This is a genomic window from Streptomyces sp. NPDC001443 (assembly GCF_053597355.1).
In genome coordinates this window covers 50,598-64,374 of record NZ_JBSFIA010000046.1, presented here as the reverse complement: position 1 = coordinate 64,374, position 13,777 = coordinate 50,598, and the positions used below count along the sequence as shown (strand labels likewise).

The following is a 13,777-nucleotide window of genomic DNA, read 5'->3' as shown; positions in this document are numbered from 1 at the left end:
GCCGGACGGCGGCATCCACCAGCACCCCCGGGCGACCGCCGGACCTGGCGACGACGGCACCAGGGGCGGGCATAGATCGAACTCCTAAAGCGGGTGTCGCAGGTTCGAATCCTGCCGGGGGCACAGGCCGAGGGGCCGGGGCCGTGCCAGCCGGTCTTCGTGCCGCGCGCGCAGCATTCAGCCACTCGAGCACGGAGAGGGCCACGTCATGACTGGGGCGGTCGGCGACTTGCGTCGTCGCTGGCTGCGGATGGCGCGGGCGAGCCAGGGGGTCGGAGTCATACGGAGCGACTCTTTGTAGGTCTCGTCTCCGGCCAACGGGACGGTCAGCCATGCCCCGGGCGGGAAGGACCGCCCCTTCACGTATGCCAGGCCACCGTAGACGGACCGCAGAAAAGCCGGGACGGAGTCGCGGGGAGCCCCCTAACTCGATGAAGGCCTCGTGTGGCAGCGAGCCGTCCGGGTCGAGAACGGTGAACGCCCCGGCCGAGGTACGGCGCGACGTCTGGTCCGCGCCGATGTCGTCGTTCACGGTCATCGCGAGGTCGTACTCCCTCGCGATCTCCCGTACAGCGGTGACGGCGGCCTCGGTAGTGGGCAGATGTGGATGGGTCACGCCCCCCACTGTCCTCCATGCCGGCAAGCAGCCTCATCCGGCGATCCGGTCAACGACCCTACGAACGAAGGGATTTGTGCCGACAGGGGGTGGGTCAGAACACGCCCTTGTAGTTCTGCCAGCCGGTGGCGAGTCTGGTGCGGCCGCCGAAGGAGCCCTTCCCGGTGCCGTTGTAACGGTAGAGAGCGCCGGAGGTGTCGCGGGCGACTATGTCGGCCCTGCCGTCGCCGGTGATGTCGCCCACGCCGACGACGACGTTGTACGAAGCCCCCCAGTCGTTGAAGACCTTCACCCGGCTCTTGAACTTGCCCGTCGCGGTGCCGTCGTAACGCCACAGCTCGTTCGACTTGTCCTGCGCCAGCAGGTCGCCGTGGCCATCGCCGTTGAGGTCGCCGACGCCCACGATCTTCTTGTAGCCCGTCCACTTGGACGCGATCTTCGTCCGCGCCGACAGCTTGCCCGCGCTCGTCGCCTTGTACAGGTAGACGTCCCCGGTGGAGGCCTGACGTGCGATCAGGTCCGCGCGGCCGTCACCGCTGACGTCCCCGGGCGAGGTGAGCACGTCGTACTGCGTCCAGCCGCTGGTGCCCAGCGAGGTGTACGCCGTCGACGGGGTCACCGCCGCTCCGCACGCGGGCCGGTAGGCGCGCAGGGCACCGGTGGCGTAACGGACGAGAACGTCGTTGCACCGGTCGCCGTTGAGGTCGCCGTACGGCACGAACACCGCGCTCGTCGGCCAGCCGGAGCCCGTCTTCTTGCCGGTCAGGGTTCCGGTGCCGATGCCGTACTGGTACGTCAGTGCGCCCGAGCCGTTGAGGGTGAGCACCTCGCCGAAGCCGTCCGCGGTGGCGAAGTCCCGTCGGACCGGGGCCGCACCGGTGACCTTGAGCGCGCCGGTCCTGGTGAGGGCCGCGCCCCGGCCGTCGGCCGGGACGGCGGTGAGCGTCCAGGTGTAGGCGCCGTCGGCGACGAGCTTGCCGGCCGCGTCCTTGCCGTTCCACGTCGGAGGGAGCACGCCCTGTGCCGCACCGCCGGACAGCGTGCGCACCGTCGTACCCGTCGCCTTGTTCTTGAGCGCGAGCGTCCAGGAGGCGACCGGCTTCGACAGCCACCACCTGGGGCTCCAGAGCGCGGCGCCGCCCTTGACGTCGACCGAGCCCGCGACGGAGGAGTCGAGCTGGGACAGTGCCGAGACGGGGACGCCGCTCGGCACCAGGTGGGTGTTCTCCTGGTCGTCCACGTACGCGATCAGGCCGGTGTACGGATCCACGTCCCAGGGCTGCCCGGCCGAGACGGTACCCACCGCGTGCGTCACGGGGGCGCCGCCACGGACGTCGATCACCTTCAGTTCGCCGTCCACGTCCATGACGACGAAACCGTCACCGAGCTTCGCGGTCTCCCAGTCGCCCTGCGTGAGCGTCAGCTTGGTTCTCGTGACGGTGTCGTAGACGCCCTGGCTCTCGTTCAGTCCCGAACCCGAGCACGTCCACAGCAGCCAGCGCCCGACCGCCTCCAGGTCCTCCAGGCCGCACTTCGAACCGAACGACACCGACTCGCCCTTGGCGCCGGTGCGGACATCGACCGGCGTCACGACGTCGCCGCCTTCCCACACCCACAGGGTGGTGCCCCACATCGCCCGGCCGTGCTGCGCCGAGGCGAGCGTCGTGCCGCCGGTGTCGAGGTCGACCACCCGTGTCTCGGACCCGGCCTTCGAGGTGTACTCGGTGGCCATCGCGGCGTACCGGCCCTTGGCGTCCCACACGCGGACGTAGTTGCTCCGGGGGTCGATCGCCGTGCCGGGCAGCGTGCCCGCCGGCTGGACGACCCGGGGGACGCGGTCGCCCTGCGTGGACCACTCGTTCCAGATCACCGTGCGGCCGTCCCCGGTGCCCTCGATGTGCGGCCCGGGGTCGGTGACGACGCCCCGGTCGGTACGGGAGCCGACGGTGAGGGTGTCGCCGCCCGTGCCGATCGTCCGGCTGTACAGGTACGTACGGCCCAGGTCGCGGTCGTGCTCCGTCACGGTGAGCCGGCCGTTGTCCAGGGTGAGCGCCTGCACGGGGTCGGCCTGCGGGTCCAGCGCGGAGGAGGCGACCTTCCGGACCACAGGGCTGCCGTCGGTGCCCGCGCGGACCAGGTTCACTCCCCAGTCGGCGGTGTCGGCCCTGCTGCCGGGCACCAGGAGACCGCCGTCGGGGGTGGGGACGGCGTAGGAGAGGCTCTGCGAGCGGGCCAGCACGGTCCTGGTCGTCGAGCCGTCGGGGGCGAGCGCGTCGACCCGCCAGACGGGCAGGGTGCCGTCCTCGGCGCCGAGAGCGGAGTCGTAGCGGGAGACCAGGATCCGGTCGCCGACCATGCCCAGCAGGTGGGTCGCGCCGTCGTTCTCCAGCGGCACGGTGCTGACGGCCTTGGTCAGGTCGTCGCGGGAGTAGACGGAGACGGTGTGGTTCCCGTCCCACGACACCAGGTGGGTGGGGGTGAGGACCACCCGCCCGCTCGTGGTGACGGTCGGGTTGTACGGCAGCACGGTCAGCGTGCCCCTGTCGGCGTCGAGCCAGCCGCTGCGGGTCCCGCTGTCGGTCCAGTACTGGACCACCATGCCGTGGGCGTCGGCCACGGGCGAGTCGCCGGTGCTCACGGAAGCGTTGGAGGAGAGGCCGTCCGGGAGGCCCGCCACCTCGCGGTCGCCCACCGTGCCGTCGTCCTGGAGGTCGAGCAGGTGCCACGTCAGCCTGTCCGACCTCCAGCCGGTCGTGACGACGGTCCGCCCGAGCGTCCCCCGGTAGACGTCGCCGTCCGGGAGCGGGATCGTCGTCTCGGTCCCCCCGGCCGCCATGCCCCGCAGCTTCACGGTCCGCGTGCCGGCGTCATAGCGGGCTACGACGTCCGAGCCGGCGCCGAACTCCGGTATGCCGTCGACCTCGGTGGCCGAAGCGTCCACCACCGTGTCCTCACCGGTGTAGGTCGTCCACACATGGCCGCGCCCTGGTTCGTAGCGCAGGAACCCCGACGGGCCCGCGCTGAACAGATGGGTCGCGGGCGTCAGGGACGTGGACGCCGGGATGACCACCTCGGTGGCCGCGTCCGCGTACGCGTCCATGACGAACGGTCCGAGACCGACGGCCAGGGTGAACGATGTGGCGGCGGCGATACCGCCACGGATGAGGGCACGTCTGCCCACTTGGTTCCTCCACGGGAGTGGAAAGCTACGGCACTTGCATGATCAAGACTCGGCAAACGGCCGCAGGGTTGTGGCCCGAGGGAAGGTCGGGCAAAGATCAATCCCACGTCGCCCCGGACTTGGACACTTCGAAGATCAGCCGGTGGCCGTCCGCCGACGCGGGCACGATCGCGCCGGAAGCGGCGTCATCGGTCACCCACCTGCGGCCGGCGCTTCAGGGTGCTGCGTCCTGGGCACCATGACGAACCCCGAGGGCCCGTACGTGAAGGTGCACTTCCGGCTCGAGATCGAGGGCGACCGGCCCCCGGCATCGGTGGAGAGCCTGTGGGCGGTCGACCAGGGGGACGGCACTGCACGGCTCGACAACATCCCCTGGTCCGTGCGAGGCATCGCCTGCGGAGATGTCGTGGCCACCGAGCCCGATGACGAAGGCGTGCGATGGGCGGGCGAGGTGGTTCGCCGGTCGGAGAACTGCACCATCCGCCTCATCACCCTCGAACGCCGGGGAGCGCCGGAGTACCTCGGCACCATGCCGGTCCATCCGACACGACCCCACAGAGCCGAACCGGTTCAAGCCCAGTGATGCAAACGTCCGGTCCTCGTCGCACGAGAGCACCACTGCCGCACCTCCAACGGCCCGCAACAGCACGGCGGTCACATCAGCCTGTGTCCCGCAGCCGGCCTCGGCGCCACGCGGCAGCGTCGAGCACCCCTCGTCGTCAGGGGGTCGTGCGGACCGAGGTCTTCACCACCTTCGCACTGCGGGGCCCTGCACGACACGCACCCCCCGGACACGCAGGTCAGCCCGGGGAGCCGTGCGAGGCGGACGGGTCGGGCAGCAGGCGGGGGCCGAGACGGTCCGGGCTCGGCCAGCGCACGTCGTGGGCCCAACGCAGCTTCTCGAACACCCAGATGAGGCGGGCCGCCGGGTCGAGCTGGCCCGGCAGCACGCCGTGGCGCGCTGCGGTGGGGTCGGCGTGATGGGAGTTGTGCCAGCTCTCGCCGAAGGACAGCAGAGCGAGCGGCCAGAAGTTGGTGGCCCTGTCCCGGCCGGCGAAGGGGCGCCTGCCCGCGACGTGGCAGATCGAGTTCACCGACCAGGTGACATGGTGCAGCAGCGCCATCCGGATCACACCGGCCCAGAAGAACCCGGTCAGCGCGCCCGTCCAGGTGCCGGTGACCGACCCGCCGACCACCGCCGGGGTCAGGAGCGAGACAGCGGCCAGCGGCCCGAAGAGCCGGCCGACGATCCGCAGATCGGGATCGGCAGCGATGTCGGGAGCGAATCTGGCGCGGTTGCTCAGTTCGCGCTTCAGCATCCACCCGATGTGCGCGTGGAAAAGCCCCTTGAGCAGCGCGCGTGTGTCGGTGCCGTAGCGCCAGGGCGAGTGCGGGTCGCCCTCGCGGTCGGCGAAGGCGTGGTGGCGCCGGTGGTTCGCCACCCACTGGACCGGTGAGCCCTCGACCCCCAGCGAACCCGCGACGGCCAGAGCGATCCGCAGGCCTCGCCGTGCCTTGAAGGAGCGGTGCGTGAAGAGACGGTGATAGCCGACCGTCAGGCCCGCCAGGGAAACAAGGTAGGAGACCGCGGCCATGCCGAGGTCCAGTGCGGACAGGCCTCGTCCCCACGCGAACGGCAGCACGGCGACCAGGGAGACCGGCGGAACGACGACGAAGATCCACATCGTCACCCCCGCCGCGGCCGTCTGGGGGGCGTCGAGCAGCGGCTTGGTCCCGGTGTCGACTTGCTGTCCGGCGGCGGTGTGTTCAGTACGGTCGGCGTCACTCGGGTTCATCGGTCCCTCACCATCGCTCAGCCTTTTCGGAGCCGGTGCCGGACCGACCCGGAGCGCGCCCATGAGCCTTCGAGCGCGTTCGGCGGTCCAGGACCCACGATCGCACCGGGGGGCATCCGCGCAGGTCGTCGTCTATGTCCAGGGCGTGAACGTTTCCGCGCCGGAGCCGCGGACGGCGCACGCGCGGAGCGGCGCCCCGCGTCCGAGGGCGTCGACCGAGCCGTGCCGGACGCGGGAGGCGATCCGGCCGGCATCGGTCGTACAGCCGCGGGCGATGCGCCGGACTCCGGTGACGTACTACTTGCTGACCGCGAAACGCATCAGGGCGTGCTCGTCGCCCTGCTTGATCTGGCCCGTCGTGTTGATCACCTCGAGCTTCCAACTGTCGCCGACGCGAACCGCCTTGGCGACGGCGCAGCCGTTGTCCCGGGTGAGCAGGCTCGGCCAGATGTCGGCGACCTGCTGAGAACTGCCCCCCGTCGCGTCGTAGACCTTGAAGCTGATGTTGCGCGCCTTCTGGAAGGAACTGCCCTTCTTGTACGCGGCGGCCACGAACACGATCGCCGTGACGTGCGGCGGGATCCGGGCGAACTCGACGGTCACCGTCTCGTCGTCACCGTCCCCGTGCCCGGTCTGGTTGTCGCCGCTGTGGACCAGCGAGCCGTTGCCCATCGGGTCGAGCGAGTCGAGTCCCGCCAGGCGCACCGGCTCCCGGCCCTGCATGGCTATGGCGATCAGGTCGAGGTCGGTGCCGCTCCTGCGGCGCAGGTTGCCCAGCACTCCGCCGCTGCTGCCGGCGGTGGGATCCCAGGAGACGCCGATGGACAGGTGGGTCACTCCGTCCAGGTCCGCCGGGCCGTCTTCCTTGGTGAGTGTGATCATTTTGTGGGTCATCCTTGTCTCAAAGGGACTACAACGCAGAGTCTGCCCGACACCCTCGCGGTTCCATTCTTGTTTCCGCGCAGGTCCAGGAAGTCCTCGCCCGGCACGGACGGCACGGCGGCGCACGGACGGCATGGCGGCGCACGGACGGCACGACGGCGCACGGACCACGGCCGACGCGACGCCGGCCGCGTCGGGCTCGTCGGGCTCCTCGGGCTCCTCGATCGGGCGCGGTGGGTTCGGACTCCGCCGGGAGCGCAGGGAGAAGGCCCCGGACCGGTCGCGGTCCGGGGCCTTCGGCGTGCGGTTCCGGCATCGGCGGGCGCCCGGCGAGCGCGGCGACCCGCCCTCACGCGGCGGTCTCGGGCTCCTCCTGCGATCCCGTCGGGCCGGTGCCCCGGCGCGGGGCGCCGTGTCGTCTCACCCGTGGTGCGGACGGCCCGGCCGGACCGGCAGCAGCGCGTTGGCGGCCACGTAGTCGCCGACGTCGGTGCCGATCCGCCTTCCGTCCTCGGCATCCCAGCGGAAGTGGACGCCCAGGTAGATGCGGCTGAACTCGCCCTCCCGGGCGACCTGGCTGAAGCTCCTCATCAGGCGGAACGCCTGGAGCGTGTGCGGGTCCTCGGAGTGCGCGATGAACGAGACGTCGTCACGGCCGAAGAAGTGCTGCATCGCGGTCGCCCACGCACCCGTGAAGTTGGCGTGCCCGGAGGTCCAGGCGGAGAAGCACGGAGTGAACGGCCGTCCTGCGCGGTCCGCGCTGAGCGGCTCCCAGTTCGCGTTCACGCCGCCCGTCGCCCGGATCGCGGACACCGGGCGCCACAGCCTGATCGGGCTGTCGAACTTGCTGTCCCAGGCCGCGATCCCGGCATCGGCCAGCGACAGTGCCGACTGCGCGAACAGGCGGGTGGTGTCGTACGTGTCGAGCCGGAACTTCTTGGCGACGATCCCGGTCAGTTCCAGGAGTTGACCCGGGGGGTGGTAGGTGTCGTCCAGGTCGTGGTCCCAGAACCAGCCGATGACGGTCTGCTCGTAGGTGCGCACCGTGGAGTCGACGGCGCCGAGCCGTCGCACCTCCTCGCGCTGGCGCGCGTACTCCGGACTGGCCACCAGATCGGCGTAGTTGGTGAAGCCGCGCAGGGTGGGAGGCCGGAACTGGGAGCCGGAGCGGAGCACGAACGGCCGCACCTTGCCCCAGTTCGGGGTCACCGCGTCGGTCTTCTTCGTGCAGTCCGCCCCGCCCGTCGGCCGCCAGGCTCCGGGCGTGGTGGTGTTGCCGTGGTAGGTCGCCGGGTTGTGCGAACCGTCGCCCGCCCGGGACCTGTCGATCTGCCGCACCACCCGGTCGACGACCAGGCGGTCGAGTGGGTCGTAGGCGTAGGGGGAGCGGCCGGTCCGCTCTTTGTACTTGCGGTCGATGTAGGCCCGGTCGTCCGGGTAGAGCTGCGAGATCATCCGGTACGCCGTGCGGTCGATCAGCCGCTCCTGCTCATTGGGACCCGGCCGTGAATGCCTGCCGGCGTACTTGAACGGCTTGTTGAGGTAGGGCTCGTACTTCAAGGTCTCGTACGTGTACTGATAGGCGCTCTCCGCGTTGTAGACCGCCGCGAAGACCATCGCCCCGGACCTGCTGAGCTTGCCGGGCGAGGCGTCCCAGCCCCGCGCGTTGCGGAACGTCTGGAGCAGGACCCTGTTCCAGTACTGCGTCGGGTCGTCGTCGTACCGCGTCGCGGCGGTGGCCGGTGCCCCACCGGCCGCCACCGAGGTCACTCCGGCTCCGGTGAGCAAGGCAGCGGCCATGACGGCGGCCCGCAGGCGTCCCCGGCGCCCTCCGACCCGGGACTTCGGACAGGAGAGCGCGGACTTCGGGGCCGGCGGACGGCCGTGCTCGAGCGCGGGGGCCATGGCATTCCTTTCGACGACGTCGCTGATCGACAGCGGCAGCGTAAGATCGGATATGCATAAATCGTGATCAACCACGCCGATATGTCGCACGCCTTACGTATCGTGCGAATTTATGCAGAAATGCCCATTCGGTGACGCTCGGCAGCAGTCCGGGCCTCGGCGGAACGGACGCGAGCCGGTAGGGACGCACGGGCCAGGGGCCCCGGAGGGATCCGGGGCCCCTGGTGGCTCCCGTGGATCACTTCAGGGCGTTCAGGAAGTTCGTGGCGTCGTCGACGAAGTACACGGCGTCGCGGTCCAGATCCACCGCCAGGCCGAAGAGCGCGCCCGCGCCGGGCGGTGAGCCGCTGTCGTCGAGCCGGCGGAAGGCCACCTGGCGGCCCGCCGGCGTGGTCTCGACGATGAACCCGTCACCGCTGTTGACGGTCAGGATGTGGCCGTTGGGCGCGATGGCCGGCCCGAGGGGGCCGTTGAGCCTGCCGCCGCTGCCGACGACCTTGCCGGTGCCGGCGCTGGAGTCCCTGGTCACCGCGCGCGGGACCACGTTGATCCGGTTCTTGACCGTGTCGGCGACGTAGAGCGAGCCGTCCTTGGCGAGGCCGACACCGGTCGGGCCGATCACCAGGGCGGCGGGCTCGGTCTTCTGCGCGAAGCCCGAGCCGATCGTGGTGGTCCTCAGCCGCTGCGGCGGCCGGTCGTCGTACCGCTTGAGGCTGATGCGCAGGACGGTGCCCCGGTCCACTTCGTCGCCGCCGCCCGCCACGGTGCCGTTGAGCACGTTGGTGACGAAGAGGTCCGTACGGTCGCCGCGGCTCGTGGCGGTCATGTCCCACGGTCCGTTGACGCCGCCTCCGGCGAGCGTCTCCCGGACCTCGCCGTGGCTGTCCGGCACCAGCAGACAGCCCGCCTTCGCGGTGTCGGAGGTGCCGTCGGCGGTCGGCAGGCTGCCGACCACGACCCACCCGCCGGGCAGGATGCTCAGGGCGGTGGTGGGACCCACCCCGCCGGGGCAGGGGCCGGGCAGGCGGTCCGGGTCGATCCGGGCGAACAGCGTGGCCTTGCCGCGCGGGCTGATCTGGACCAGGGTCGTGCCCGTGCCCCGCTGGTTCTGGCCGTTGCTGAAGTTGCCGACCAGTACGTCGCCCCTGTGCGGCTTCCCGGCGTCGCGCGCGACCACCGCCGTGCCGTAGGGGTTCCGCCGACGGGGACTCCTTCGCGGACGACCACTCCACCGCGGATGTGTACGCGAGATCGGCGAGGGCCCGGATCCTCGGTCTGATCGTGGAGCAGAACCCGGCCTGTTTCGGCGCCGGGACCCGTGCGGCGGCGACGTATCCGCGGCAGACCGGATCGCGGAGCGAGCCGGGTGACGACAAGGAGAGTGCCGCGGTGTGCGAGCTCGTCGGGCTCCCCGTCGAGGACTGCTAGACCCTTCTGCCGGAGACGCCGAAGACGCCGGAGACGCCGGAGACGGAAGCGGGCGTCGGCGATCTTCTTTCGTCGTTCGCTCCCCCGGTGTGCGCGAGGGCGTGTAGACAGGTGGCATGTCACGCACAACACGGAGAGCGGCCGCCCTGGTCACGGGCGCATTGACACTCGGGCTCGCTGCCGCGGGGGCCCATCGGTGGGACGGCGAGTCCTGGACCACCGTGAGCGTCATGTGCTGCTTCACGCTGCTGATCTGGCTGGCCGTGTTCGGGACCCGGCGGATGTGGCGGAAGCGGTAGCGCCCCCTCCGGAGTTCCCCGTGTCCCGGCCGCTCAGCCAGGGCCCTCCCGCCCGTTGGGTCCAGGGCGGACTGGGTCTATCGTCGGAATCATGGGGCCAGCGGGAGGAGGACGGCCGGTGATGCCGCAGGACGAGGCCGTGATCGGCTGCACGGGGAAGGTACTCATCGGAACTCGCGGTTCCACCGGCCCCGGCGAGGTGCTCGTACGCGTCCGGGGCGGGTCCGAGACTTTCCTCGCCTGGTCGGACTCCCCCCTCCCGGTGGGCACGTCCGTGCTCGTGATCGAATCTCGTGGATGCCGTGAGGTCGGCGTCATCGAGTGGGTGGATCCATTGGACGCGCTGGACGGGGACACCGCCGGCGCCGGCTGAGGAGTTCAGGCATGTTCGGATACCGCGTACCCGCCCCCGACGAGGCGATGTTGATCTCGGGAGGCAGGCGGGGACTGGGGGGCGCGCCGTTCCGAGTGGTCACGGGGCACGGGAAGTTCGTGCTGCCGGTGTTCCGGAAGGTCCGGTTCCTCACTCTCTCCATGTGCGAGTCCGAGGTCACCGAGACCTGTGTGACCAGACAGGGCATCGCGTTGCACGTCCGCGCGGTCATCGCCTTCAAGGTCGGCAACGACCACGAGAGCATCATCAACGCCGGCCAGCGGTTCCTGTCCGACCAGGAGCAGATGTCGGTGCTCACCGGCCGGATCTTCGCCGGTCACCTGCGGGCCATCATCGGCTCGATGACGGTCGAGGAGATCGTCACCGAGCGGCAGAAGCTCGCCGCGGAGGTCCTGGACACCTCCAAGACCGAGATGGCGAAGATCGGGCTGACCGTCGACTCGCTCCAGATCCAGTCGATCGACGACGGCGACACCGGTTACATCGACGCGATGTCCGCACCGCACAAGGCGGCCATCCAGCGGCAGGCACAGATCGCCCAGGCGCAGGCCACCCAGGCCTCGGTCGAGGCAGAGCAGGCGGCGGCCCGCAAGCAGGCCGAGTACGCCCGGCAGACCGCCATCGTCAAGGCCGAGTACTCGGCCGAGGTGGACCGCGCCCAGGCGCAGGCCGGACAGGCCGGACCGCTGGCGCAGGCGCACGCCCAGCAGGAGGTGCTCGCCGCCCAGACGGAGCTGGCCCAGCGCCAGGCCAAGCTGCGCCAGCAGCAGCTGGTGGCCGAGGTCGTGAAGCCCGCCGAGGCCGAGGCCGAGCGGGTCAGGATCCTCGCGGCCGCCGAGGCGCAGCGGATGAAGATCCAGGCGGAGGCGGCCGCCTCGTACGACAGGGTCGCGCTGGACCGGATGCTGATCGACCAGCTCCCGCAGATCGTCAAGGAGGCCGCCGGCGGCCTCGCGGGCGCCAACGTCAACGTCCTCAACGGTGCGGACGGCCTCGGCGAGATCGCCGCCGGGCTGGTGTCCCAGGGCCTGACGATCCTCGATTCGGTCCGGCAGAACCTGAACGGGAAGGACCAGGACTCCGACGGCGACCGCTCCGCGCAGAGCACGGCCGACCGCCTGCTCCAGCTGCCCAGCAGCAAGCGGAACAAGTCGGACGACGGCCCGGTGGACGTCGACTAGTGCCGCGGCACTAGGAACCGCTCGGACCAGGGAACGCTCCCCGTACGCAGCGCCGACCGGCCGACTCGCCACGACGACAGCAGCCGGTCGGCCAGCCGCTCCTCCAGCCGGCCGGTCGCGCGGATCCCGAACACCACGTCGGCCTCCAGCCACGGCTCGTCCGCCAGCAGACCGGCGACGACCTCGTGGCGTACGACCTGTTCGTGCACGGCGTCCGCCTCGACGTGTTCGTCGTAGAACCTGACGGCCGCGGGGCCGGCGTCCAGCCGGCGCAGCGCCTGGGCCAGACGGCGGGAGGCCGGGGACGAGGTGACCTCGACGGTCGCGAAGTGGCCGACGAGCGCCCCGCGAAGGGCCCGGTGCAGACCGAACAGGGACATCAGGTTGACGGTGGCCAGTACCTCGGCCGGGGCGGCGTCGAGGTAGTGGCCGTAGGAGGTGTCCAGGCCCAGGCCGGCCATCAGGTCGGCGAACAGTTCGGCGTGGATGTCCTCCGCGCGGCCCGCGCCGAACTCGTCGAACTCCACCGCGACCATGGCGGCCTTGGCCCGTCCGCGCAGCCTCGGGATCACCCAGGCGTGCGGGTCCGCCTCCTTGAGGTGGTACAGCGACCGCAGCGCCGCGTACTCGCGGAACTGGTCGAGCGTGCCGTGGTCCCGCAGGAAGTGGGAGAGGCTGCCTTCGACCTCGCCCGCGGGTTCGAGCTGGAGCCCGTCCAGGGCCCGTTCGGCGGTGTCGGACGGGCCGACCGGCGCGTCCGCGCGCAGCACGTCCAGGAAGCGGGCCTCCGCCTCGCGGCGCAGGGCGAGGAGCCGGGGGTCCCATTCCCTGTCGTCGGGTACGCCGTCGAAGCCCAGGTAGTGCAGCTCGTACAGGACGTACAGGGCGAGCTGGAGGTCGTCGCCGTAGGCCTCGGCGGCGAGCGGCCGGAGGCCGTGGTCCGGGTGGTCCGCGCCGCGCAGTACGGCGACGAGCGCGTCCGAGAGCGGACCACGCGGGTCGGGCAGGCGCGCCTCGGTCACGACGGCTCGTCCGGTCGGGTACGACGGCGGTGGCTGGTGTCGCACCAGGGCGGGGTGCGGGTACGGCGGCAGGTGCAGACGGCGACCTGGAAGCGGCGTGACACCGTCACCTCGCCGTCCTCGCCCACGACTTCGACCGGCCCCTCGACCAGGAGCGGGCCGTCGCGCTGGACCCGGATGCGGCGAGGGCGTTCAGGCGTGTTCGGCACGGATCACCACCAGCTCCTCCGTCGTACGGTCGGCGACCAGTCCGCGTTCGCGCAGCCAGTCGAGCCGGGAGCGCAGCACCGGGCCGAGGGGCAGCAGGGCCCGGTCGACGATCTCCGCGTTCATCCCGGCCGCCCCGAGACGGGCCAGTGTCTCCTCCACGCCGCTCAGCCGGGAGTGCACCATCAGCAGCCTGCCCGCCGGGCGCAGCACCGCCGGGGTCGTCGTGCAGATGCGGTCGATCAGCAGCCGGCCGTCCGGTCCCGCGTCCCAGGACCGGGCCCGGCCCCGGGGCGGGCCGTCGCCGGGCGGGGCGGGGACGTACGGCGGATTGGTGATCACCAGGTCGAAGTGGCGGCCGGGCACGGCGGAGACCAGATCGCCGTGCCGCACGCGCACCAGCCGCCCGTTCCGCAGCGCGTTGCACCAGGCGGTGGCCAGTGCCGTCCAGGAGATGTCCACGGCCGTCACCCGGGCGCCCCGGCGGGCCGCCGCCACCGCGAGCGCCCCGCTGCCGGTGCCCAGGTCCAGCACCTCGGTACGGCCGGTGATCCGCTCCTGGAGCAGCGCCCGGCCGAGCAGCGCGGTGTCGGTGTCCGGACGGTAGACCCCCGGCGGGATCCAGCCCCGGAACCGGGGTGCGGCGATGAGGTTGAGGGTTTCGTCGGTCATCTTGGTGCCTCGCGTCCCCCGCGTACCCCCTGCGCAACAGCCGTAACGACCGCATCGGGCGTCACGACAGCGACAGACCCTTTCGCGCGGTTTCACCTGAATCGCGCACGGGGACCCGGCACCTACGAACAAGCGGCGGCGCAGACGAGCAACAGCACACTCAGCCGCCCGTCGGCCGGCCGGACCGGAGCGGC

Annotated in this window: 13 protein-coding genes and 1 pseudogene; 5 read left to right on the top strand and 9 right to left on the bottom strand. The window is 71.3% G+C overall.

Annotation, left to right across the window (positions count from 1 at the left end; translation table 11 throughout):
* Window positions 1-246 precede the first annotated feature (246 nt).
* Both ACWC24_RS35270 and ACWC24_RS35265 read right to left on the bottom strand, forming a co-directional pair.
* A pseudogene (locus ACWC24_RS35270) lies at window positions 247-616 on the bottom strand (hypothetical protein); the annotation flags it as partial.
* A 94-nt stretch (window positions 617-710) separates the two neighbouring features.
* Entirely contained in the window at window positions 711-3,797 is a 3,087-nt protein-coding gene (locus tag ACWC24_RS35265) for an FG-GAP-like repeat-containing protein (protein WP_450666979.1), read from the bottom strand.
* A 238-nt stretch (window positions 3,798-4,035) separates the two neighbouring features.
* Here ACWC24_RS35265 and ACWC24_RS35260 point away from each other — a divergent pair, with 238 nt between their 5' ends.
* Entirely contained in the window at window positions 4,036-4,380 is a 345-nt protein-coding gene (locus ACWC24_RS35260; protein ID WP_450666978.1) for a DUF4265 domain-containing protein, read from the top strand.
* Window positions 4,381-4,597: 217 nt separating this feature from the next.
* On the opposite strand, the gene ACWC24_RS35255 is transcribed toward ACWC24_RS35260, so the two are convergent.
* The 4 genes from ACWC24_RS35255 to ACWC24_RS35240 all read right to left on the bottom strand — a co-directional run bounded on the left by ACWC24_RS35255 (window position 4,598) and on the right by ACWC24_RS35240 (window position 9,557).
* Complete coding sequence (locus ACWC24_RS35255; protein ID WP_450666977.1) at window positions 4,598-5,593, bottom strand: acyl-CoA desaturase; 996 nt, start codon at window positions 5,591-5,593, stop codon at window positions 4,598-4,600.
* A gap of 297 nt (window positions 5,594-5,890) precedes the next feature.
* Window positions 5,891-6,475, bottom strand: a complete 585-nt coding sequence (locus ACWC24_RS35250; RefSeq protein ID WP_450666976.1) for a TerD family protein — start codon at window positions 6,473-6,475, stop codon at window positions 5,891-5,893.
* Between the two features lie 420 nt (window positions 6,476-6,895).
* Window positions 6,896-8,380 carry a vanadium-dependent haloperoxidase gene (locus ACWC24_RS35245; protein WP_450666975.1) on the bottom strand — a complete coding sequence of 495 codons (1,485 nt, stop codon included), beginning with the start codon at window positions 8,378-8,380 and terminating at the stop codon, window positions 6,896-6,898.
* A gap of 238 nt (window positions 8,381-8,618) precedes the next feature.
* Complete coding sequence (locus ACWC24_RS35240; RefSeq protein ID WP_450666974.1) at window positions 8,619-9,557, bottom strand: hypothetical protein; 939 nt, start codon at window positions 9,555-9,557, stop codon at window positions 8,619-8,621.
* Window positions 9,558-9,661: 104 nt separating this feature from the next.
* Between ACWC24_RS35240 and ACWC24_RS35235 the strand changes: the two genes are divergently transcribed.
* From ACWC24_RS35235 to ACWC24_RS35220, 4 genes are all read left to right on the top strand, one after another.
* Window positions 9,662-9,808, top strand: coding sequence for a hypothetical protein (locus tag ACWC24_RS35235; protein ID WP_450666973.1), 147 nt, complete (start codon window positions 9,662-9,664; stop codon window positions 9,806-9,808).
* Between the two features lie 116 nt (window positions 9,809-9,924).
* A complete protein-coding gene (locus tag ACWC24_RS35230; protein WP_450666972.1) occupies window positions 9,925-10,107 on the top strand; it encodes a hypothetical protein in 183 nt (60 codons plus the stop codon).
* 121 nt (window positions 10,108-10,228) lie between these two features.
* Window positions 10,229-10,480: a hypothetical protein gene (locus ACWC24_RS35225; RefSeq protein ID WP_450666971.1), complete on the top strand. Its 252-nt coding sequence runs from the start codon at window positions 10,229-10,231 to the stop codon at window positions 10,478-10,480.
* 11 nt (window positions 10,481-10,491) lie between these two features.
* On the top strand, window positions 10,492-11,682 hold the full coding sequence (locus ACWC24_RS35220; RefSeq protein WP_450666970.1) for a flotillin family protein: 1,191 nt from the start codon (window positions 10,492-10,494) through the stop codon (window positions 11,680-11,682).
* On the opposite strand, the gene ACWC24_RS35215 is transcribed toward ACWC24_RS35220, so the two are convergent.
* Genes ACWC24_RS35215 through ACWC24_RS35205 form a run of 3 tightly spaced genes read right to left on the bottom strand, consistent with a single transcriptional unit; the run spans window position 11,679 to window position 13,583 of the window.
* Complete coding sequence (locus tag ACWC24_RS35215; protein ID WP_450666969.1) at window positions 11,679-12,704, bottom strand: iron-containing redox enzyme family protein; 1,026 nt, start codon at window positions 12,702-12,704, stop codon at window positions 11,679-11,681. The genes ACWC24_RS35220 and ACWC24_RS35215 overlap by 4 nt on opposite strands.
* Window positions 12,701-12,913: a CDGSH iron-sulfur domain-containing protein gene (locus tag ACWC24_RS35210; RefSeq protein WP_450666968.1), complete on the bottom strand. Its 213-nt coding sequence runs from the start codon at window positions 12,911-12,913 to the stop codon at window positions 12,701-12,703. Before ACWC24_RS35210 ends, ACWC24_RS35215 begins: the two co-directional genes overlap by 4 nt.
* Complete coding sequence (locus ACWC24_RS35205; RefSeq protein WP_450666967.1) at window positions 12,897-13,583, bottom strand: HemK2/MTQ2 family protein methyltransferase; 687 nt, start codon at window positions 13,581-13,583, stop codon at window positions 12,897-12,899. Before ACWC24_RS35205 ends, ACWC24_RS35210 begins: the two co-directional genes overlap by 17 nt.
* Between the last annotated feature and the right edge of the window lie 194 nt (window positions 13,584-13,777).

Bases quoted from the DNA above. Each gene is read 5' to 3' on its own strand.
- ACWC24_RS35260 (WP_450666978.1), top strand. From the start codon at position 4,036: ATGACGAACCCCGAGGGCCCGTACGTGAAGGTGCACTTCCGGCTCGAG.
- ACWC24_RS35255 (WP_450666977.1), bottom strand. From the start codon at position 5,593: ATGAACCCGAGTGACGCCGACCGTACTGAACACACCGCCGCCGGACAG.
- ACWC24_RS35250 (WP_450666976.1), bottom strand. From the start codon at position 6,475: ATGATCACACTCACCAAGGAAGACGGCCCGGCGGACCTGGACGGAGTG.
- ACWC24_RS35245 (WP_450666975.1), bottom strand. From the start codon at position 8,380: ATGGCCCCCGCGCTCGAGCACGGCCGTCCGCCGGCCCCGAAGTCCGCG.
- ACWC24_RS35230 (WP_450666972.1), top strand. From the start codon at position 9,925: ATGTCACGCACAACACGGAGAGCGGCCGCCCTGGTCACGGGCGCATTG.
- ACWC24_RS35225 (WP_450666971.1), top strand. From the start codon at position 10,229: ATGCCGCAGGACGAGGCCGTGATCGGCTGCACGGGGAAGGTACTCATC.
- ACWC24_RS35220 (WP_450666970.1), top strand. From the start codon at position 10,492: ATGTTCGGATACCGCGTACCCGCCCCCGACGAGGCGATGTTGATCTCG.
- ACWC24_RS35205 (WP_450666967.1), bottom strand. From the start codon at position 13,583: ATGACCGACGAAACCCTCAACCTCATCGCCGCACCCCGGTTCCGGGGC.